Origin of the sequence: Pseudomonas massiliensis (genome assembly GCF_000826105.1) — a bacterium.
Lineage (GTDB): Bacteria > Pseudomonadota > Gammaproteobacteria > Pseudomonadales > Pseudomonadaceae > Aquipseudomonas > Aquipseudomonas massiliensis.
The window spans coordinates 1,372,269-1,391,121 of the sequence record NZ_CCYK01000007.1; the positions used below are offsets into that span (position 1 = coordinate 1,372,269).

General features: G+C 64.3%; 16 protein-coding genes. 7 read left to right on the top strand and 9 right to left on the bottom strand.

Going from position 1 to position 18,853, the window contains the following annotated elements:
• Positions 1-2: 2 nt before the first annotated feature.
• Genes denD through BN1188_RS17095 form a run of 3 tightly spaced genes read right to left on the bottom strand, consistent with a single transcriptional unit; the run spans position 3 to position 2,653 of the window.
• The gene (denD, locus tag BN1188_RS17085) at positions 3-980 is read right to left on the bottom strand and encodes a D-erythronate dehydrogenase (protein WP_040262561.1); all 978 of its coding nucleotides are present in this window, start codon (positions 978-980) and stop codon (positions 3-5) included.
• A 26-nt stretch (positions 981-1,006) separates the two neighbouring features.
• Positions 1,007-1,855: an ureidoglycolate lyase gene (locus BN1188_RS17090; protein ID WP_040262562.1), complete on the bottom strand. Its 849-nt coding sequence runs from the start codon at positions 1,853-1,855 to the stop codon at positions 1,007-1,009.
• A 42-nt stretch (positions 1,856-1,897) separates the two neighbouring features.
• Positions 1,898-2,653, bottom strand: coding sequence for an SDR family oxidoreductase (locus BN1188_RS17095; RefSeq protein ID WP_040262564.1), 756 nt, complete (start codon positions 2,651-2,653; stop codon positions 1,898-1,900).
• A 111-nt stretch (positions 2,654-2,764) separates the two neighbouring features.
• On the opposite strand from BN1188_RS17095, the gene BN1188_RS17100 reads away from it, so the two are divergent.
• A complete protein-coding gene (locus tag BN1188_RS17100; protein WP_040262566.1) occupies positions 2,765-3,730 on the top strand; it encodes a LysR family transcriptional regulator in 966 nt (321 codons plus the stop codon).
• Between the two features lie 92 nt (positions 3,731-3,822).
• Complete coding sequence (locus BN1188_RS17105; RefSeq protein WP_084596262.1) at positions 3,823-5,103, top strand: MFS transporter; 1,281 nt, start codon at positions 3,823-3,825, stop codon at positions 5,101-5,103.
• Here BN1188_RS17105 and BN1188_RS17110 read toward each other — a convergent pair.
• Both BN1188_RS17110 and BN1188_RS17115 read right to left on the bottom strand, forming a co-directional pair.
• Entirely contained in the window at positions 5,100-6,521 is a 1,422-nt protein-coding gene (locus BN1188_RS17110; protein WP_040262567.1) for a heavy metal sensor histidine kinase, read from the bottom strand. The two genes, BN1188_RS17105 and BN1188_RS17110, sit on opposite strands and share 4 nt — an antisense overlap.
• Complete coding sequence (locus BN1188_RS17115) at positions 6,508-7,206, bottom strand: heavy metal response regulator transcription factor (RefSeq protein ID WP_040262569.1); 699 nt, start codon at positions 7,204-7,206, stop codon at positions 6,508-6,510. The genes BN1188_RS17110 and BN1188_RS17115 overlap by 14 nt, the downstream gene beginning before the upstream one ends.
• Positions 7,207-7,350: 144 nt before the next feature.
• On the opposite strand from BN1188_RS17115, the gene BN1188_RS17120 reads away from it, so the two are divergent.
• Positions 7,351-7,818, top strand: coding sequence for a heme-binding protein (locus tag BN1188_RS17120; protein ID WP_040262571.1), 468 nt, complete (start codon positions 7,351-7,353; stop codon positions 7,816-7,818).
• Between the two features lie 41 nt (positions 7,819-7,859).
• Positions 7,860-8,267, top strand: a complete 408-nt coding sequence (gene uraH / locus BN1188_RS17125) for a hydroxyisourate hydrolase (protein ID WP_040262573.1) — start codon at positions 7,860-7,862, stop codon at positions 8,265-8,267.
• On the opposite strand, the gene BN1188_RS17130 is transcribed toward uraH, so the two are convergent.
• Positions 8,264-10,783: a M10 family metallopeptidase C-terminal domain-containing protein gene (locus tag BN1188_RS17130; RefSeq protein ID WP_052469333.1), complete on the bottom strand. Its 2,520-nt coding sequence runs from the start codon at positions 10,781-10,783 to the stop codon at positions 8,264-8,266. The two genes, uraH and BN1188_RS17130, sit on opposite strands and share 4 nt — an antisense overlap.
• 244 nt (positions 10,784-11,027) lie before the next feature.
• Between BN1188_RS17130 and BN1188_RS17135 the strand changes: the two genes are divergently transcribed.
• Positions 11,028-11,456, top strand: a complete 429-nt coding sequence (locus tag BN1188_RS17135) for a DUF2231 domain-containing protein (protein ID WP_040262575.1) — start codon at positions 11,028-11,030, stop codon at positions 11,454-11,456.
• Positions 11,453-12,742 (top strand): PQQ-dependent sugar dehydrogenase, encoded by a 1,290-nt coding sequence (locus BN1188_RS17140; protein ID WP_040262577.1) that lies wholly within the window; start codon positions 11,453-11,455, stop codon positions 12,740-12,742. Before BN1188_RS17135 ends, BN1188_RS17140 begins: the two co-directional genes overlap by 4 nt.
• Positions 12,743-12,989: 247 nt before the next feature.
• Here BN1188_RS17140 and BN1188_RS17145 read toward each other — a convergent pair whose 3' ends face one another.
• From BN1188_RS17145 to BN1188_RS17155, 3 genes are all read right to left on the bottom strand, one after another.
• Complete coding sequence (locus tag BN1188_RS17145; RefSeq protein WP_040262579.1) at positions 12,990-13,346, bottom strand: YajD family HNH nuclease; 357 nt, start codon at positions 13,344-13,346, stop codon at positions 12,990-12,992.
• A 69-nt stretch (positions 13,347-13,415) separates the two neighbouring features.
• Positions 13,416-13,607, bottom strand: a complete 192-nt coding sequence (locus BN1188_RS17150; protein ID WP_040262580.1) for a DUF1289 domain-containing protein — start codon at positions 13,605-13,607, stop codon at positions 13,416-13,418.
• Positions 13,608-13,819: 212 nt separating this feature from the next.
• Positions 13,820-16,774: an autotransporter outer membrane beta-barrel domain-containing protein gene (locus BN1188_RS17155; protein WP_040262582.1), complete on the bottom strand. Its 2,955-nt coding sequence runs from the start codon at positions 16,772-16,774 to the stop codon at positions 13,820-13,822.
• 175 nt (positions 16,775-16,949) lie between these two features.
• Between BN1188_RS17155 and BN1188_RS17160 the strand changes: the two genes are divergently transcribed.
• A complete protein-coding gene (locus BN1188_RS17160; protein WP_052469334.1) occupies positions 16,950-18,815 on the top strand; it encodes a pyruvate kinase in 1,866 nt (621 codons plus the stop codon).
• Positions 18,816-18,853: the final 38 nt, after the last annotated feature.

Genomic DNA, 18,853 nt, shown 5'->3' on the forward strand with positions numbered 1-18,853 from the left:
TTTCAAGGCGAGACGGCGGTATCTTCGATATGGGCGCGCACGATGGCGTCGAAATCCGGGTCAGCGGTGAATCCCAGAGCGCGGGCCCGCGGTGTTCGCACCTGGCTCGGCCAGCTTTCGACGATGCGCTGGATGGTAGGGTCCGGTTCCCAGCGAATGAGCCTGGTCACCTCGGCGCCGGCGACCCGCTCCAGGGCGGCGATCATCTCCGCCACTGTGGTGGTGATACCGGGCAGGGGAATCACCCGCTGCTCGCCCAGTGTCCAGGCAGCCAGGGTCGCACTCTGCAGCATGGCTTCCAGCACTCGCCGAGGCGAGGTCAGGTAGACCTGGGTATCCGGCCGTACGGGGCACACCGCCGGTTCGCCTGCCAGAGGCTCGCGGATGATCGAACTGAAGAAGGTGGACGCCGCCCTGTTCGGCTTGCCGGGGCGCACCGCCACGGTAGGCAGGCGCAGCACGCGGCCGTCGATGAAGCCTTTGCGCGCATAGTCCGCGACCAGCAATTCGCCCACGGCTTTCTGCATGCCGTAGGAGGATTGCGGCGTCAGCGCGGTGTCGTCGTCGACCATCGGCGGCAAGGTGCCCCCGAACACCGCGAAGCCGCTGGCATAGATGAAGCGAGGCCGGTTGCCTTGTCGGCGGACAGTCTCCAGCAGGTTCAACAGGCCGTGCAGGTTCACCTGCATGCCCAGGTCGAAGTCGGCTTCCGCGGCGGAGCTGACCACGGCGGCAAGGTGCCAGATGATGTCGACACCATCCACCACCCGAGCGACCACCTTGGGGTCGGCGATGTCGCCGGTCACCACTTCGATGCGGGCGTCCTTGGGCACGCCTTCACCCTCGAAAGCATCGAACAAGACAATACGTTCGATGGCCTGAGGCGCCTGACCTTCGAAGGCGAGCGAATGCAGGTCGAGCAGGCGCTGGGCCAGCTGCTTGCCGATGAAGCCGGTGCCACCGGTAATGAGTATGCGCATTGGAATGTCCTTTTTCGGATGCGGATTCAGTCGGCGTCGACGGTGCGTTGGCGCTGTTCGCCCAACCCGGCGATACCCAGGCGCATTTCCTGGCCGGCGCGCAGGAACACCGGTTCAGGCTTGACGCCCAGGCCTACGCCGGGGGGCGTGCCCGTGGAAATGATGTCGCCAGGTTGCAACGACATGCAGCGGCTCAGGTAGGCGATGAGTGCGGGAATCTGGAACACCAGGGTGCGGGTGTTGCCGTTCTGGTAGCGATGGCCGTCCACTTCCAGCCACAGGTCCAGTTGATGCGGGTCCGGAATTTCCTCCTTTGTCACCAGCCAGGGCCCAATGGGGCCGAAGGTGTCGAAGCCTTTGCCTTTGTCCCAGGTGCCGCCGCGCTCCAGTTGCCATTCGCGCTCGGATACGTCATTGATCACGCAGTAACCGGCTACATGGGCCATGGCGTCGCGCTCGTCGATATAGCGTCCGGCCCTGCCGATGACTACGCCGAGCTCCACCTCCCAGTCGGTCTTGCGCGACCCACGCGGAATCTGCACGTCATCGTTGGGACCACAGATGGCGCTGGTCCACTTGTTGAATACCACCGGCTCGGTTGGAACGGCCATGTTGGATTCGGCAGCATGGTCGGCGTAGTTCAGGCCTATGCAGATGAATTTGCCTACCTGGCCCACACAGGGGCCGATACGGGGGTTGCCTTCGACCAAGGGCAGGGAGTCCGGATTCAGCGTGGCCAAGGCCTCCAGACTGGCGGCTTCCAGGGCGGCGCCCGCAATATCCGGAATATGCCCGGTAAGGTCGCGGATGCCGCCACGTGAATCCAGCAGGGCAGGGCGCTCTTGCCCCGGTTCGCCAAAGCGCAGCAGTTTCATAGGGTGTCCTCAACTAGGATTCGGAAGGTACAAGGCTAGGGTTCAGACGCTCATTCCGCCGTCGATCACATGCACCGCGCCGGTGGTATAGGCGCTGGCATCGCTGGCCAGGTAAAGGGCCAGTTGAGCGATCTCTTCGGCCTTGCCGAGCCGGCCCATGGGCTGGCGTTCCACGAAGGCCTGATAGACCTGCGCTTCGCTTCGCCCCTGTGCCAGAGCCTGGGCGGCGATGCGCTGGCGCAGGGAAGGCGAGTCCACAGTGCCGGGACAGATGGCGTTGCAACGTATGCCCTGGCTGACGTAATCGGTGGCTACGGATTTGGTCAGGCCGATTACCGCGGCTTTGCTGGCCGAATAGGCGAAGCGGTTCGGCACGCCCTTTACGCTGGAGGCCACCGACGCCATGTTGATGATGCTGCCGCCCCCGGCCTCCAGCATGGCCGGCAGAAAAGCGCGGATCATCCGGTACATGGCGGTAACGTTCAGGTCGAAGGAGAGCTGCCAGGCTTTTTCATCGCAATTCAGCAGTGGGCCGTCATGCACGTAGCCTGCGCAGTTGAACAGCACGTCTACAGGGCCGACCTGCTCGCGAGCGGCCTCGATCGCCGCCCCGTCAGTGACGTCCAGCCTAAGAGCTCGCACCCCCGGGAGCTTACGCAGCGGCTCCAGGTTGAGATCTGTGGCGACGATTTCGGCGCCGGCGTTCTGGAAGGCCAATACCGAGGCCAGCCCGATGCCTTGAGCGGCGGCGGTCACGAGCACCCGCTTATTGGCGAGGCTGAGGGTTGCTTGGTCCATGGGCGTGCCCCTTGTTCTTATTCTGTTAACGAAACGCCGCTTTACCCTAGAATGGGCACTCGATAAGCGCCAATGAGATATTCTCAATGGTCAATAACCGAGGGTTATCACATGGCTGATCTGGGCTTCGCTCAGCTGAGCAACTGGCTGCGGTTCCGCCATTTGGTGCTCATCGATACGCTGGCGCGCACTCAGAACATGCACGCCACCGCGACCGAAATGAACATCAGCCAACCGGCGGTGAGCAAGATGCTGCGTGAGATCGAGCACCAGTTGGGCTTCGACCTGTTTCGGCGGCTTCCACGCAGCATGACCCCGACCGACCTGGGTAGCCAGGTAGCGCGCTACGCGCAGATCGCCCTCAATGACGCCCGGCACTTCGTGGGGCAGGTCAACCACCTGCGTCAGGGTGGCCATGGATTGTTGAAGATCGGGAGCATTTTCGCGCCTACATCGGTGGCCTTACCCGCAGCCATAGTGGCGGTGAAAACCCGCTGGCCGCTACTGACGATGGAGGTCCTGGAAGGTACCAGCGCAAGCCTGCTGGCCATGCTCGAGCACAAAGAGCTGGATCTGGTGATTGCCCGCTTCACCCTGGATCGTCACCGTCAATTGTTCGAGTTCCAGCCCCTGGCACCGGAGCCGTTGTGCCTGGTGACTGGCAGCCAGCATCCGCTGGCGGGGGCTGATGACCTTCCTCTGGCCGAGCTGGCCAACTGGCCGTGGATCGTCTTTCCCACTGGCACGCCCATGCGTGCGCGCCTGGAGCGGGCCTTCGCCGAGGCCGGCATGCGCACGCCTGAGAACACGGTGGAAACCATCTCCCTGCAGACCACCCTGCAACTGCTGCAAACCGCACCCATGGTAGCGATGCTGGCCGAAGCCATGGTGGCGCCCGACGTCCAGGCGGGGCGGCTGACCCGGCTGGCACTTCCGTTTCCACTGGTACTGGCCGACTACGGCATCATCACTCGCCGTCAGGAAACACCCGGCTGGGCCGCCCAGGCGTTCATCCAGGCCTTGCGCAGCGACGTACAGGCTCGCAACCACGATGGCAGACCGGCCGATAACGGGTAGTTATCGCTTGATCCAAAGCCGTCATTGGGCGCGGCCTCGTGGCGCGGCTAGAGTCAGCAGGGTTCAGGCCCCTAACGCTCACCGAGGCGCGCATGAAAACAATAAAAGCCTACAAGACAATGACCATCGGGTTTCTCTTCATGATTGGCGTGGTCAACTACCTCGACCGCAGTGCATTGTCCATCGCCAATACCTCCGTACAGAAAGACCTGGGCATCACTCCGCTGGAAATGGGCATGATGCTGTCCGCCTTTTCCATCGCCTATGCCTTCGCCCAACTGCCCATGGGGGCCCTCATCGACCGCCTGGGCAGCAAGCTGGCCCTTGGCGGTTCGCTGATCCTCTGGTCCCTGGCCCAGGCTGCCTTTGGCTTGTTCAGTGGCTTCCAGCAGCTGGTCGGGCTTCGTGTGTTGCTGGGCATCGGCGAAGCGCCGGTATTTCCTTCGGCGGCCAAGGCGTTGTCCGAATGGTTCGATACCCAGGAACGCGGTACAGCCACCGGCTGGGTATGGTCGTCCACCTGCCTGGGGCCGTGCCTGGCGCCGCCCTTGCTGACGCTATTCATGGTGCACCTAGGCTGGCGCGGGATGTTTATCCTCACTGGTGTCATAGGCCTGGTCTTGGCCGCCTGCTGGTTCGCCTTCTACAAGAGCAAGGCCCAGTACATGGCCCAGACCGGCCGCGCCGAGCCCGCTCCTCGTCAGCGCGCCACCACCGGGCCGCGGATGTCGTGGACGGCGCTGTTCAAGGAGCGCAATACCTGGGGCGCCTTCCTGGGTTTCATGGGCGTGATCTACATGATCTGGCTCAACCTGACCTGGCTGCCGGGCTACTTCGAACGCGAGCATGGCCTGGACCTGTACCGTACCGCCTGGGTGGTCTCCCTGGCCTACCTGTTCGGTGCCCTGGGTACCATAGTGGCGGGCAAGGCCTGCGACCGGCTCGTGGCGCGGGGCATGAAGGTGTTGGCCAGTCGTAAGCTCATGGTGATTCTCGGCCTGATCGGCGGCGCGCTTTTCACTCTGATCGTGGCCTTCACCACCAATGTGGTGGCCTGCGTGGTGCTGTTGTGCCTTACGATGTTCTTCATCAGCATTTCCAGCGCCACCGCCTGGATGATCGTCAATACCCTGGTGCCTTCGGAGCGGGTCGCGTCGTTCGGCTCGATCCAGAACTTCGGCGGCTACCTGGCCGGGTCCATCGCCCCTATCCTCACCGGCTTCAGCGTGCAACAAAGCGGCTCGTTCTCATCGGCCTTCGTCATCAGCGCCGGCGTGGCGGCCTGCTCGGCCTTTGCCTATTACGCCCTGTTGAAGGAGCCGGCGGCCAGGGCGCCGACCACGGCTACCACGGGAGTGCCTTCCGGCGCCTAGGCTGGCGTGACCAAGGGAAAGCGCAGCGAAACTGCTGTGATTCCTGCCTCGCTCTCCAGGCTGGCGCGGCCGTCGTGCAGATGCATGATCGATTGCACGATGGCCAGGCCCAGCCCGCCGGAATCGCTGGGGTCGGCACGAGGTTCGTCTACCCGGTAGAAGCGCTCGAACAGCCGTGGCACTACGTCGGCAGGCAGGGTTTTGCCGTGATTGCGCACGGTCAGGGTCACGGCATCGGCGCCGCGCTGGCCTTGGATAGTGATGGTGCTGCCTTCGCTGGCGTGGCGTACCGCATTGGCTAGCACATTCGCCAGGGCCCGCTGGACCAGCGCAGGGTCGGCCCAGAGCGGCCCGTCCAGGCTGTGGGCCAGGTTCAGGTTGCGGTCCTGCGCCAAGGCCTCGAAGTAATCGCACAGCTCATCCCCCAGGCGCGCCAGGTCGATGCCTTCCCGCTGCAGGAGGCACTGCCCATGGTCGGCGCGGGCAAGGAACAGCAGGTTCGCGACCATCCGGTTGAGGCGCTCGAACTCCTCGATATTCGACGCCAACAGCTCCCGGTATTCTTCCGCGCCACGGGGCTGGCTGAGCATCTGGCCGGTACTGGTGAGCAGGGTATGCAAGGGCGTGCGCATTTCATGGGCCAGGTCGGCCGAGAAACCTGTCAGCCGGGCAAAGCTGTCGTCCAGGCGTTCGAGCATGCTGTTGAGCGCCTGAACCGGTTCATGCAGTTCCCGCGGTACTGGCCCCAGGCTCAGGCGTTGCCCCAAGGTTCGGGGACCGATCTGCGCGACTCGCATGGCAATGTCCCGCACCGGCTTGAGCGCGCGATGAAGCAGCATCAGGCCGAGCAGGAACGCGCTGAGCGCGCCGGCGGCCACGGTGGCATACAGCCGCAGCCGGTAGCTGGCCAGCATGGCGTCGCGCTCAGCCAGACGCTTGCCCACCGTAACCCGCAAAGCTTCGCCGTTGCGCCCTCGGGCCTGGCCGGCGAGCAGCAGCAGCCCAGGCTTTTGCTCGGGCCGCCAGGCCCTTACCTGACCTCGTGTGGGCATTTCGCCCATGGGGCTCGCCGGCAGGGTATCGAGCGCCGGGAGCCGGTCGGCGTGAGGGTTGATGGCGATAAGGTCATCGGCTGCGCCTCGCCCCACGAGCAGGAGGCTGTCCTGGTTGCCCAGCATGTTCTGGTACAGCGTCGGGCGCTGTTGCAGCGCACCCAGGCTGTCGGCGTCCTGGAGGAGGGCGCGGACCTGCTCCAGGCGGCCCATGAGGGCCAGGTCGTCCCGGTAAGCCAGCTCGGCTTCCAGGCTACCGTAGAGGTAGACGCCCGCGGCGCTGAGGACCCCGGCGGCCACCACCGCGAAGGCCAGCGCCGCCCGCCAGGCGATAGAGGTGCGTCGTCCTGGCTTAGTCGGTGGCATCTGCACGCGTCTCGTTGTCTTCACTGTCCAGTTGGTAGCCAACGCCGCGAATCGTGTGGATCAGCTTGGGCCAGTAGGGGTCGTCCAGCTTGGCGCGAAGCCGCCGTACGGCCACATCGACCATATTGGTATCGCTGTCGAAATTGAAATTCCACACGTGGGAAGCGATGAGCGTCCGGGAAAGCACCTCACCGCGCCGGCTGATGAGCAGGTGCAGCAGGGCAAATTCCTTGTTGGTGAGCGTCAGCCGCTGACCGTTGCGGATGACGCGGCGGCGCAGCACATCCACCTCCAGGTCAGCGACTCGGTAATGGTCCAGTTCCCGGGGTGGGCCCCGCCGGAGCAGGGTGCGTACCCGGGCCAGCAGCTCGATGAACGCGAAGGGCTTGACCAGATAGTCGTCAGCGCCGCGCTCCAGGCCCTGGACCCGGTCTTCCACTGAATCCCGGGCGGTGAGAAACAGTACCGGCGTGTCGGCCCGCTGGCGTACCAGCTTGAGCAACTGCCAGCCGTCCAGCCCAGGCACCATGACATCCAGGATGATCAGATCGTAGCGCTCATGTTCGATCAGGTCCCGCGCCTCGAAGCCCTCCAGGGCCACGTCCACCCCGTAGCCCGCTTCGCTCAGGCCCTTGGCCAGGAAGCCCGCGGTCTTGGCTTCGTCTTCCACCAGCAGTACACGCATCCACCACCTCATCAGCAGGCTGACAGGCTAAGCGCATTGGCCGGTATTGCCCATTACAAACTTGTAATCCGCGTGAGCGGTGTTCGACCGGGGCGCTTGGTTAGGGTAGAGCGCATCTTCGAAACACCCCTGCAAGGACTCTCCATGATCGGTAAAACCCTTTGCGCAGCACTCACCACCTTGCTGGCGCTTCAGGCCCAGGCCGCGTTGCCGCAACACCCGGAGCTTGACCTGGCGACCGCCCGCCAGTTGCTGGCCGCAGCCTCCTGTAACGCAGCCATGGCGGCCCTTGACCGGGGCGGCAATCCGCTGTTGCTGCAACGCCCGGCCCTGACCGGGCCCCATAACCTGGAAGCGGCGCGGCTCAAGGCCTATACCGCGCTCTCCACCAAGACGCCGACGCGCCTGTTGGCCGAGCGTGCCGGGCAAAACCCGGAAACGGCCAATCTGGCGACCGTGCCTGGGCTGTTGCTCCTGGGAGGTGGGGTGCCGCTCTACCAAGGTGGCGAGCTGGTCGGCGCGTTGGGCGTGGCTGGTGCCGGCGGCCCCCGGCAGGACGAACAGTGCGCGGCCGAGGCGGCCGCCAAGCTGGGCCTTGGCCTGCATCCCTGAGTCTTTCCCATACCCTGAACCTCGATTTCAAGGAGTTTTCCATGACCCTGACCAAACTGTTCTGCGCCCTGGGCCTCGCCTCACTGGCGTGCCTTGCCCAGGCCGCGCCCAATCCATTGAGCGTGCATGTGCTCAATCTGCAAACCGGCACGCCGTCCCAAGGGGTGCAGGTCACCCTGGAACGGCATGCGGGGACCACCTGGCAACCCCTTGCCGAGGGCACCACCAACGAGCAGGGGCGCATCGCTGAGCTCTTCCCAGCCAACAAAGCCATCGAGCCAGGGGAATACCGGGTAGTGTTCAAGACAGGCGCGTACTACCGAAACCTGCGCCAGGACAGTTTCTTCCCGGAAATTCCGGTGATTTTCCAGGTTCGCCAGACGGACCAGCATTACCACATCCCCCTGTTGCTGAGCCCGTTCGGGTTCAGCACCTACCGCGGATCCTAGGTGCTGATGGATGCGCCCAGCAACTGTAGCGCCTCGACGTCGGCGGAGTTGGCCAGGATCAGATTGTCTTCGCTGAAGCTATCGGTCAGGTCGCCGACCAGCCGCACCTGGAAGCGCAAGCCCTGGGCACCGCTGTCCAGACTGCTGAGGTAGGTTCGGTTCAGGTCCGCGTCGTAGCTCAGGCGCAGCGTGCCATCGTGCCCATCGCCCAGGCCGATGAAGCCGAGGCGGGAAACGTCCAGTACATCCCGTGCGGTTGAGAAGTCGGTGATGGTATCCACCGATAGCTCAGCGTCGGTACGCGCGCTGTCCGCCAGGCTGACGAAGCGGAACCGGTCAGCACCCGAACCCCCGGTAAGGCGGTCAGCGCCCAGTCCGCCGATCAGCAGATCGCTGCCTACGTTGCCCTCGAGGCGATCGGCCCCAGCCGCCCCCTCAAGCACGTCCTGCCCTAAGCCCCCATGGAGCGCATCGCTGCCCGACGTGCCGGCAAGCTTGAGGTCGCGACTGGGGGCGCTGCTGGTCACTTCGCTGCCCGCGGATCGGGCGAAGACCAGGTTGGCCTCGCCAACTGAAGCCACCTGGGCGCCGGTGATTGCGAGTTCGAAGTGGTAACCTGCGGCGTCTTCGTCCAGCGATTTAAGGATCGCGCGGTTACCGGCCGCGTTGAAGCTCAGCTTGAGTGTGCCGTTGTGGCCGTCGCCTAACCCGGTAAAGCCGAGGGCTGAGACGTCGATCAGGTCGCCGTCGCTGCCGTTGAAGTCGGTCAGGGTATCGCGGGCGGGGTCGTCACTGAGGCTGGCGTTACGCAAGCTGTCGCTCAATTGCCGGTAAACGAAGGTATCGGCACCCGCGCCGCCGTGGAGTTCATCGCCACCGGCGCCGCCCCAGAGCAGGTCATCTGCCCCCGCCCCGTCGAGCCGGTCCCGGCCGGCCAGGCCTTGCAGCGTCTCGGCGGTCCCGCTGCCTTGAAGGCTATCAGCGCTGCCGCTGCCTTTCACCAGGGCTTGCAGATGAGCGTCGGTAAGACCCCGGTAGTCGCCTGACAGCGCCAGCTCGAAGCGGTTGCCGCTGGCGTCGGTGTCCAGGTGCTTCAAGTAGGTGACATCTCGGCTGGCGTCGTACATCAGACGCAGGGTATCGCCATGCCCATTACCCAAGCGGCTGTATCCGAGGGCGGAGAGATCCAGGCGGTCACTCCCCAGGTCGAAATCCAGGATGCGGTCGGCATGGCCACTGCTGCCGGTGCGATAGCTGTCGGTCAGTGCATCGAAGCGGAACACATCACGACCGCTACCACTGCTGAGGCGATCCGCGCCGGTGCCTCCCATCAACACATCGTCGTTGCCGGCCCCTGATAGCTGATCGGCGCCCGCGTCGCCGTGCAGGATGTCGCGGGTCAAGCTTCCTTCGACAAGGTCGTTGCCCGAGGTACCTTGAAGGCGGACGAACTCGGTGTTGTTGCGCGCCTGTGCGGAGGGCGGCTGCAGAATGACATTGGCCCCGTCTGAGCTGGCAATGTTGTCGTATACCAGGGTCGCCCCGGACGCATGCCCGGGTTGCACGATAGCGCCGTTGTAGGCCTGTTCGCTCACTACCAGGTTATTTCGCACGATGACCGCGCCCGAGAGGCCAGGAGCTACGTTTTCCAGGTAGATCTCGGCCAACGGGGCTTCCAGCGAGTTGCCGTGCACGCTGTTGTACTCGAGCACACCGTTGGCGCTCAGGTCTACATGGACGCCAAAGTTGACGTTGCCGTAGATGTCCAGGCCGCTCACGTTGAAAGTGTCGGTACGTTCGATGTGAACCCCGTCCTGACTATTCTCGTGAACGCTGCCGCCACGGATGCGGACCCCGCCCTGGTCGGTAGAGGCACCTTCGGTCACCCGCATTCCGGCGATGGCGTTCTGGAAGGCGTCACTGTCGAGCAACTGCACCGAACCCGCCAGGTTGAACCCCGAGCCCTGGTTCCAGGAAGCGACCGTATCCTGGATCACACTGCTGCCGGAGTTGTCCGATATCACGCCATCGCGCCCATTCTGGTGGGCAATGCAGTCCAGTAGGGTGACCGTGTTATCCGGGCTGCGCAGGTCGAACCCATACCCGCGCCCGCGGAACGCCTCCACCGCTTCCAGGCGCACCTGGTCGCTGTCGGCGCTGACCCAGCAATCCACCGAGCCGGTCACCTGGTCGCCCAGGCCATCGAGGGTCAGATCGCGAGCGCCTATGTTGTCGCCGTTGCCACGCACGATGCCAGCCACATCACCTTCGGTATCGGCCAGCTGGATCACCGTCGCGCCGATGCCCGCGCCTACCAGTGTCACATTGGCGCCCAACAACAGGCAGCCGCCCTGGGCGTCAGCGCTGGGGCTGACGCGATAGATGCCCTTCGGTAGCACCACCTCGCCGCCTCCGACCGCTACCGTCGCATCCATGGCGGCCTGAATGGCCTGGGTGTCGTCGGTGACGCCGTCACCACGGGCGCCGAAATCCCTTACGTTCAATTGCATAGCCATGGCTATCTCCATTGCCGCGAAGCGCTCGCAGTGAATGAATAAGGCAGGTTGAACGATCCGGGCAGGAGATCAGGCTAGCAGAGCCTCGGCGGCTTAGAAGCGCGTTTACCTAGACAAGGGCCGCGTCGCATATTTGCGTGAACTAAGGTAGCGGTACGGTGATCATTCTCATGGCGCATCCTGCGCAAGTCCTGGCGCCTTCGCCTTCGTGAAAGCCCGGGCATGCCCATGACAAGGAGCCACCGTGACCGTTACCGCCTCTGCTGTCTACCGCTGCCGCCCAGGCCCGCTGCATGCGATCCTGTTGGGCGGCGGCGTCGCGCTGTTTCTGGGTGCATTGCTCAGCGATATCGCCTACTACCAAACCTATGAAATCCAATGGAGCAACTTCGCTTCCTGGCTGATCGCCGGAGCCTTGTTGTTCAGTGGCCTGGCCGGGCTGTTCGCCCTGGCCAATCTTGCCCGCGCTCGACACAAGGCCGGCCGCCCGCTGGTGTATGTGCTGCTCTCGCTGGCGGCCTGGGTGCTGGGGCTGATCAATGCCTTCCAGCATGCCAAGGATGCCTGGGCAGTCATGCCCGCGGGGCTGGCGTTGTCGGTGGTGGTCACGCTGCTGGCCCTGGTGGCGGCCTGGACTGGCCTGACCAACCTGCGCTCGGAGGTTGAAGCATGAAGACCCTCTTTACACTGTCGGCCTTGAGCCTGGCCTTGCTGCTTACTGCTTGTGGTGGGGAGGGTGATAGTACCCAGGCCATTGGCCCGGATCCCAAGCTGCCCGAAGCCCAGCGCGGTCTATTGCCCAGCATGAAGATCGCCGAGCCTGAGCAATGGGGCGATCGCACGCCCAAGGTGCCAGAGGGCTACAAGATCACCGCGATCGCCACTGACCTGAAGATTCCACGGCAGACCCTGGTGCTGCCTAACGGTGACATTCTGGTGGCAGAGGGCCGAGGGGGCAGCGCGCCCAAACTCAAGCCCAAGGATGTGATCGCTGGCTACATCAAGGCCAAGGGCAATACCCAGGTCAAGGGCGGCAACCGCTTGACGCTGTTGCGAGATGCCGACGGCGATGGCACCTATGAGGTCAAGGAAGTGTTCGCTGAGGGGCTCAATGCGCCCTACGGCCTGGCTTACGTCAATGGCAAGCTCTATGTGGCCAATCAGGACGCGGTGGTGCGTTTCGACTACGTAGACGGCCAGACCAAGGCCAGCGGCGCGCCTGTGAAGGTGACCGACCTGCCCGCCGAGATCAATCATCACTGGACCAAGGCCCTGGCGGCTAGTCCAGATGGGCGCTTCCTCTATGTCGGTATCGGCTCCAACAGCAATGTCACCGAACGGGGCATGGAAGTGGAGCTCGAGCGCGCGCGTGTCTGGCAGATCGACGCCTCGACCGGTGCCCATCGCCCCTATGCCACCGGCCTGCGCAATCCCACGGCCCTGGCGATCCAGCCGGGTACCGGCCAGTTGTGGGCAGTGGTCAATGAGCGGGATGAACTCGGGCCGGACCTGGTGCCTGATTACCTGACCTCGGTTAAGGAAGGCGCTTTCTATGGCTGGCCCTACAGCTACTGGGGCCAGAACGTGGACCCCCGCGCCCAGCCTCAGAATCCGGCCATGGTCGCCGCGGCCATCAAGCCGGACTATGGCCTGGGCTCCCATGTGGCGGCCCTGGGGGTGACCTTCTCCAGCCCAGTGATGGGGCAGCAGTTCGCCGACGGCGTATTCGTGGGTGAGCACGGCAGCTGGAACCGAGACAATCCGGTGGGTTACAAGGTGGTCTTCGTGCCGTTCGCCAATGGCAAGCCAAGCGGCGAGGCGGTGGACTTCGCCACGGGCTTCCGCGGCGAGGATGGCAAGACCCGCGGCCGCCCGGTGGGCGTGACCCTGGACCCGAAAGGCGCCCTGATCATCGCCGATGACCTGGCCAACACCGTGTGGCGGGTGACTCGGATGTAACTCGACTCAGCCAGTGGGAGGCAGCGGCAGCTGCCGAATGGCTCAGGGCTCTGGAGTGAAGCTCAGGGCATGTTCGCCAGCTTCGCTGGCTCCTACTGAAGGATGTAACCTACTGAAGGATGTAACTCGACCAGCCGGTGGGAGGCAGCGGCAGCTGCCGAATGGCTCTGGCTCTGGGGTGAAGCTCAGGCATGTTCGCCAGCTTCGCTGGCTCCTACTGAATACGGCACGGCGAATTCCGGAGGGGTCAATCCTTCTTCAGCATGCCGGCCAGTGCCGCGAAGGGATTGTGGGTCGCCTTGGCTACGGAGGGGCTGCTCAGGGAACCTTCGGTGAAGTACTGCTGGTCGGTGTAGCGGGCGTGTTCGTTGTCGTGGCAATACAGGCACAGCAACTCCCAGTTAGAGCCGTCCTGGGGGTTGTTGTCATGGTTATGGTCACGATGGTGGACCGTCAGCTCGCTCAGACGCTTGCCTGAAAACTCCCGGGCACAGCGGCCGCACACGTGGGGGTACATTTTCAGGGCCTTGTCGCGGTAACCGCGCTCGCGCTCGCGCTGGGTTTCGGCAAGGATGCGGTCGAGTTTGGAAGTATCGGTAGCCATGGGACACTCGGCGGGGCGGGAAAGCCCAGAGTCTAGCGTCCCGGCCGATGGCGCGCCATGCCGGGCTGGCTAACGGCCTTTTGCTTTCTTTTTCTCCATGCCCTTCAGGCGCTCCCGGGCGCGCTGCACAACCGCCGCCCGTTCCGGTCGCTTGAGCTTCTTCCAGGCCTTGATTTCCTCCTTTGAACGGCCACAGCCCCGGCAAACGCCATCATTGATCTTGCATTCGGAAATGCAGGGGTTCTCGATCTCTTTGCCCAAGGGGCCTCCAGGGGTGGATGGGTCAGCGCGGCCGTGGGATTGTGGAATGCAGCGCAGGAGACCCATTATGAACTGCTATATCGGCGGTTGCCTGCGGGCAGCTAGATTTCAACGTCCTGGCGCAGCCTTACCAGGTTGGCCTGTGCCACTGCCTCGAGATTGTCGCAAGCCACTGCGATAAGCGACAGCGCTATGAACCCTGATGAAGTGGGTCAGAAATGCAACTGCCACTGCCCGACCAGCGCATGCAACCGGCTGTTGGCACCGTATTCGCCGCTGTAACCGACTCCCAGGGTGCTGCGCGGGCCAAGGCCGACGTCGACCCCGGCTTCAGCGAGCAAGCTGTCGCGGTCCAGAGCGCTGCCTTCCACGCTGAAAGCGCTAGCCCCGGACAGGAAGCTTTGTCGCGTGCTATCGCTGAGCGAACCATAGGTATGGCGCCACGCCAGGCTGGCACGAGGGGTAAGGCTCATGCCTGAGTCCAGGGTAGCGAGGTTGGCGATGCGCAGGCCAAGGCTGTGGCTGAGGTTGTCGGTACGGGTACTGTCGACGGCCAGCGCGGCGGCACCGCCTTTTTCCCGATAACCGTCCCGCTGGTAGCGCTGGTAGTTCAGGCCAACGAAGGGCTCGACTTCCAGCCGTCCGCTGCCGGTGGCATAGGCGAGTTCGGCGAAGGCCTGCTGGCTGTCGGCGTGGTAATCGCCCTTGGGACGGTCCGTGAACCCGGAGAAGGCCACGGAACGCTGGCTATCGCCATCATGCAGGCTATAGGCGGCGCCCAGTCGCACTGCCCAAGGCCCGGCTACCCGACTGCCGTAGACACCCAGGTGCAGGCTATCGATATCACCTTCGGCACCGCTACTGCTCAGGCGTGTATGCGAATAACCACTGAGCAGGCCTACTCGCCATCGTTCGTTGAGCGACCAGTCGGCGCCCAGCACGGCGCCGCCGCTACGTTGCTCGGTGGCGTCGCTGCCGTGGCTGCCGTCCAGCTTGCCATAGCTGCCAAGGCCCTGCAGCCAGAGGCGCCCTTGGGCGTTGGGATCGTTCAGGTTTCGTGCCGAAGCGGGTACACCCACGGCGGCCAGGTAGGGCGCCTCCGTGTCAGTCAGGCCCACCAACAGCCCCCCGCTGCTGCCCAGGGCCCGCATGGCGCTCAGCATGCTGGAACCTACCTGGGCGGTACCCGCCAGGGTCGCCGCGCTCAGATTGGCTGTGCTACCGCCGGCCAGCTGTTCCAGAGCAGTGCCCGCGGACCCGCTGGAGGTATTGAGCACGGCGTCGTACAGGGCACCGGTGCCGGCCAGGGATACCGCCGATGCCGCCGCTGCCGCGTTGGCCGAGCGTGCGTAGCGGGCGAATTGCACGTCATTGCGGTCGTACTGGAGCTCTACCTGGGTCGGGGTATAGCTCAAGGTGGGGGTTAGGAAGGCGTAGTCGCTGGTGACGCTGGCGAAGGTACCGTCTATCGCCCCGGCGCGGAGCACGACGTAGCGGTTTTTCCAAGGATAGTCGCCGGCAGCGGGTACCAGGTTCAGGGCGGCGCCGTTCAGGGTGGCCGTACCGCTGACTATCAGGGGCGCGCTGGTGCCGTCCGGGTTGACGCCATAGGCCAGTGAACCGGTGCTCCCAAAAGCCAGGTTTCCATTCACCTGGGCGCTGCCCCAGGTTGTACCGGTTTCCAGCACGCCGTCCACCTGCAGGCCGCCGACGCTGCCACCGCCGGTATAACGACCACCCTCGGCGACGGTGACCGCACCGGTGATCGTGCTCAAGTTCACCAGGCTGGCTCCGGTCAGGATAGTTCCGCCTTGGCTGAAGTCACCGCTACCCTGCAGTGTCCAGTTACCCGAGGCCACCGTCAGGCGCTCGAAATTGCGACTGTCGCCGAAACTGCCGCCGGGTTCACCCGAGAGCGTCAGGCTATCGACGCCGCTGCCGCCGTTTACGGTGCCGGCAAAGGTCCCTCCGCTGAGTACTGCAAGGCTGTCATCGCCGCCGCCGAGGTCCAGGGCAAGACCGTCGCCGCCGTTGATGGCGCCACTGTTGATCACCGTATCAGCGAACTCGCCGATCATCTTCACGCCATACCCACTGACCCCTTGAATCAGACCGTGGTTTTCCAGGGTAGTGGCGTAATAGGCGCTGGTCTGGTTGCCATCGTCGATGAGGACGCCATTGGTGGCGCCACTGATCAAGGCACCGGCGGCGTTGTACAGGCTACCCCCGCCAGCGGCAATGCCTTCGCTGTTGTTGCCATCGCCCACGGCGCCAGTACCTTCGATGGTCCCGTAGTTGACGATGCTGGCGAGCTTGTCGATGTCCACGCCATCGCCGTCGCCGGTGGCCATGAGCCCATTCACCGCACCGGTGATGGTTCCATGGTTGATCACCGTGCCGTCATTGTCCGAACCGAAGCCCGAGCCGTTTCGGCCGATGACCAGGCCTTCGTTGTACAGGTATGCCCCTTCATCGGTGGTAATGCCGTGGCGACCGCCTGAGATGGTGCCGCTTGCGTAGTTATAGATGCGCACCCCCGTGGCCGAGTCAATGTCGATGCCGTCGGGCTTGGTGTCCGGATCCAGGAAGGCGCCACTGGTGATGTTGCCGTAGTTGAGGATGGTGGCGTTGGCGCCGGTTTTCATCCCGTCTTCAAGTTCCGAGGCGATGACTCCGCTGGCTGTATTGGTCAGGGTGGTGGTCCAGTTCGCCGAGCGCAGCTTGTCCAGGGACAGCGCGCGGCCTTCGCTGGAGCGCAGAGTGCCGCTGTTGGTCAAGGTCAGGCTGCCGCTGGCGTAGTTGGCCTTGAACCGGACAGCGTCATCCAGGCTGTCGATGGTTGCCCCCGCGGCGTTGACGATGGTCACTCGATGGATGGCAGAAGCCGCGCCGTCACTGTCAATGGCGCGATCGTCCGAAGTGATGAGGCCCTGATTGGTCACTGTCACCCCAGCGCCGGTGGTGGCGCCTGAAAGGTCCACGGCGGGGTCGCCGCTGACGCTGAGCGTGCCGCTTGGGGCAATGCTGAGGCTATCGCTACCGCTGAGCGACTGCGAGGTAGTGCTGGGGCCGCTGAGGGTGACGGCCAGGGTGCTTGGCGCGCCGAGCGCGGCGATGACGACGGCGACGGCGGCCGCGATCGCTGACCGTTGGGGGCTGACTGACATGCGGAAGTGGCCTCGTGCCTTGTATCGGGCCGATCTGTATAACGAAGCGATGTTTCCGCTTTGTGTCAGCATGGAGACAGGACTGGATTGCTTGCTGTAAGAATTTCGTCATGCCGGGGCGCTAGCGTAGAGCGGCCGCAGGCGATGGTTTCCTGCCGGCGCCTGGAGACCTTGAATGACTACCTTGCAAGCATCCGCCCCCCTGAGCCCTGTCGCCCACCTGGCCGGTAGTGAATCCACGCTGCGGTCCCTGCGCTTCCTGCGCAAGGAAATCCTGGGCGCGGCCGGTGCCATCGATCTAGAGCAACTGGCGCCGACCTTCAGGGCCAGCGCTGCCAACCTGCTGGGCTACCTCGCCTTGCGGCGGCATGACATTCGCCTGCTCCAGGCCAGCCTGAGCGAGCTGGGCCTGGCTTCCCTCGGGCATTGCGAAAGCGATGTGCTGCGCGCGGTAGACCAACTCATCAGCGTGCTCGAGGCACTCTCCGGTCGCGGCTCGCCAGAGGCCGCCGGCCCAGTGCAAACACCCTGGGGAGACATGGAAGGGCGACTGGTAGCGCACCTGGAAAGTCTGTTCGGCCTGCCGCCACGCGGCGATCATGGGCATATCATGGTGACCATGCCCAGCGAAGCGGCTGACGATGCAGGGCTGGTCGAGGGCCTACTGGCGGCGGGCATGACCTGCCAGCGCATCAATTGCGCCCATGACGGTCCGCAGCAGTGGCAGCGGATGATCGAGCATCTGCGTCTGGCCAGCCGCAAGCTCGGCAAGCCGTGCCAGGTCGCCATGGATCTTCCGGGCCCGAAACTGCGCACGGGCCCGATCGGAGCAGGCAGCGCGGCCTTCAAGGTCAAGCCCAAGCGGGGAGAGACAGGCGCGGTGCTGATGCCTGCCCGCTTGTACCTGAGCGCGCAGGCGGAGCCCCAAGGGCCGGCTGTGCAAGTGTCCGATGCGCTCCTGGCGGAACTGCGGGCCGGGGATACGCTGGGCTTTCGTGACGCCCGGGGCGCCAAGAGGGCGTTGCAGGTGATCGAGCGTGACGAGCAGGGCTGCTGGGCGGAACTCGTAAAGACGGCCTACCTCACGGCCGGGTTGCGCCTGAAACTCAAGCGCGGCAGTGCCCGGATCAAGGGCAGCATCCTTGCGGTACCGGCAAGCGTCGAGCGGATCAAGCTCGAAGAGGGCGATACCCTGGTACTGACGCGTGCCCTCGAGCCTGGCGTGCCTGTACGCAAGAGCGAAGCGGGCAAGCGACCCAGTGCTGCCCGTATCGGCTGCAGCCTGGCGGCGGCTTTCGAGCGCGTGCGGCCAGGTGAGCCGGTGTGGTTCGACGACGGCAAGATCGGCGGCGAGGTGCTCGCGGTCACCCCTGCCAGCATCCAGGTGCGGATCACCCATGCCCCCGGTGGTGCCAAGCTCAGGGCCGACAAAGGCATCAACTTCCCGGACACGGACCTGGGGCTCGATGCCCTGGGCGAAGAGGATCTCCAGGCTCTGGCCTTCGCTGTGGAACATGCGGATATCGTTCAGCTGTCATTCGCCAACCGGGCCGCGGACGTGCGTGCGCTGTACCAACGTATCGAGGATCTGGGCGGCCAGCGCTTGGGCGTCGTATTGAAAATCGAAACGCGCCAAGGCTTCGAGCACCTTCCTGAATTGTTATTGGCCGGCATGCGCGGCCCTCGCTTCGGCGTGATGATCGCGCGCGGCGACCTGGCGGTGGAAGCAGGTTTCGAACGCACCGCTGAATTGCAGGAAGAAATCCTTTGCCTGTGCGAGGCGGCCCATGTACCAGTGATCTGGGCTACCCAGGTGCTGGAAACCCAGGCGAAAAACGGGGCGCCCACCCGGGCCGAGATCACCGATGCCGCCATGAGTGCCCGCGCCGAATGCGTGATGCTGAACAAAGGGCCCTACATCCTCAGGGCCCTGGCCACCTTGCAGGATTTGCTCGGGCGCATGCGGACCCATCACAGCAAGAAACGCGACCTGATGCGGCGTTTGAAGGTAGCCGATCTGTTAGGCGCCGAGGCGCCGTAGAGTTTCTGGAACCCGCGTGCTAGAGCGATTTCATTTGA

Bases quoted from the DNA above. Each gene is read 5' to 3' on its own strand.
- BN1188_RS17130 (WP_052469333.1), bottom strand. From the start codon at position 10,783: ATGGCTATGCAATTGAACGTAAGGGATTTCGGCGCCCGTGGTGACGGC.
- BN1188_RS17090 (WP_040262562.1), bottom strand. From the start codon at position 1,855: ATGAAACTGCTGCGCTTTGGCGAACCGGGGCAAGAGCGCCCTGCCCTG.
- BN1188_RS17120 (WP_040262571.1), top strand. From the start codon at position 7,351: ATGATCGGTAAAACCCTTTGCGCAGCACTCACCACCTTGCTGGCGCTT.
- BN1188_RS17100 (WP_040262566.1), top strand. From the start codon at position 2,765: ATGGCTGATCTGGGCTTCGCTCAGCTGAGCAACTGGCTGCGGTTCCGC.
- denD (WP_040262561.1), bottom strand. From the start codon at position 980: ATGCGCATACTCATTACCGGTGGCACCGGCTTCATCGGCAAGCAGCTG.
- BN1188_RS17140 (WP_040262577.1), top strand. From the start codon at position 11,453: ATGAAGACCCTCTTTACACTGTCGGCCTTGAGCCTGGCCTTGCTGCTT.
- BN1188_RS17105 (WP_084596262.1), top strand. From the start codon at position 3,823: ATGAAAACAATAAAAGCCTACAAGACAATGACCATCGGGTTTCTCTTC.
- BN1188_RS17115 (WP_040262569.1), bottom strand. From the start codon at position 7,206: ATGCGTGTACTGCTGGTGGAAGACGAAGCCAAGACCGCGGGCTTCCTG.
- uraH (WP_040262573.1), top strand. From the start codon at position 7,860: ATGACCCTGACCAAACTGTTCTGCGCCCTGGGCCTCGCCTCACTGGCG.
- BN1188_RS17095 (WP_040262564.1), bottom strand. From the start codon at position 2,653: ATGGACCAAGCAACCCTCAGCCTCGCCAATAAGCGGGTGCTCGTGACC.
- BN1188_RS17110 (WP_040262567.1), bottom strand. From the start codon at position 6,521: ATGCCACCGACTAAGCCAGGACGACGCACCTCTATCGCCTGGCGGGCG.
- BN1188_RS17145 (WP_040262579.1), bottom strand. From the start codon at position 13,346: ATGGCTACCGATACTTCCAAACTCGACCGCATCCTTGCCGAAACCCAG.
- BN1188_RS17155 (WP_040262582.1), bottom strand. From the start codon at position 16,774: ATGTCAGTCAGCCCCCAACGGTCAGCGATCGCGGCCGCCGTCGCCGTC.
- BN1188_RS17160 (WP_052469334.1), top strand. From the start codon at position 16,950: ATGACTACCTTGCAAGCATCCGCCCCCCTGAGCCCTGTCGCCCACCTG.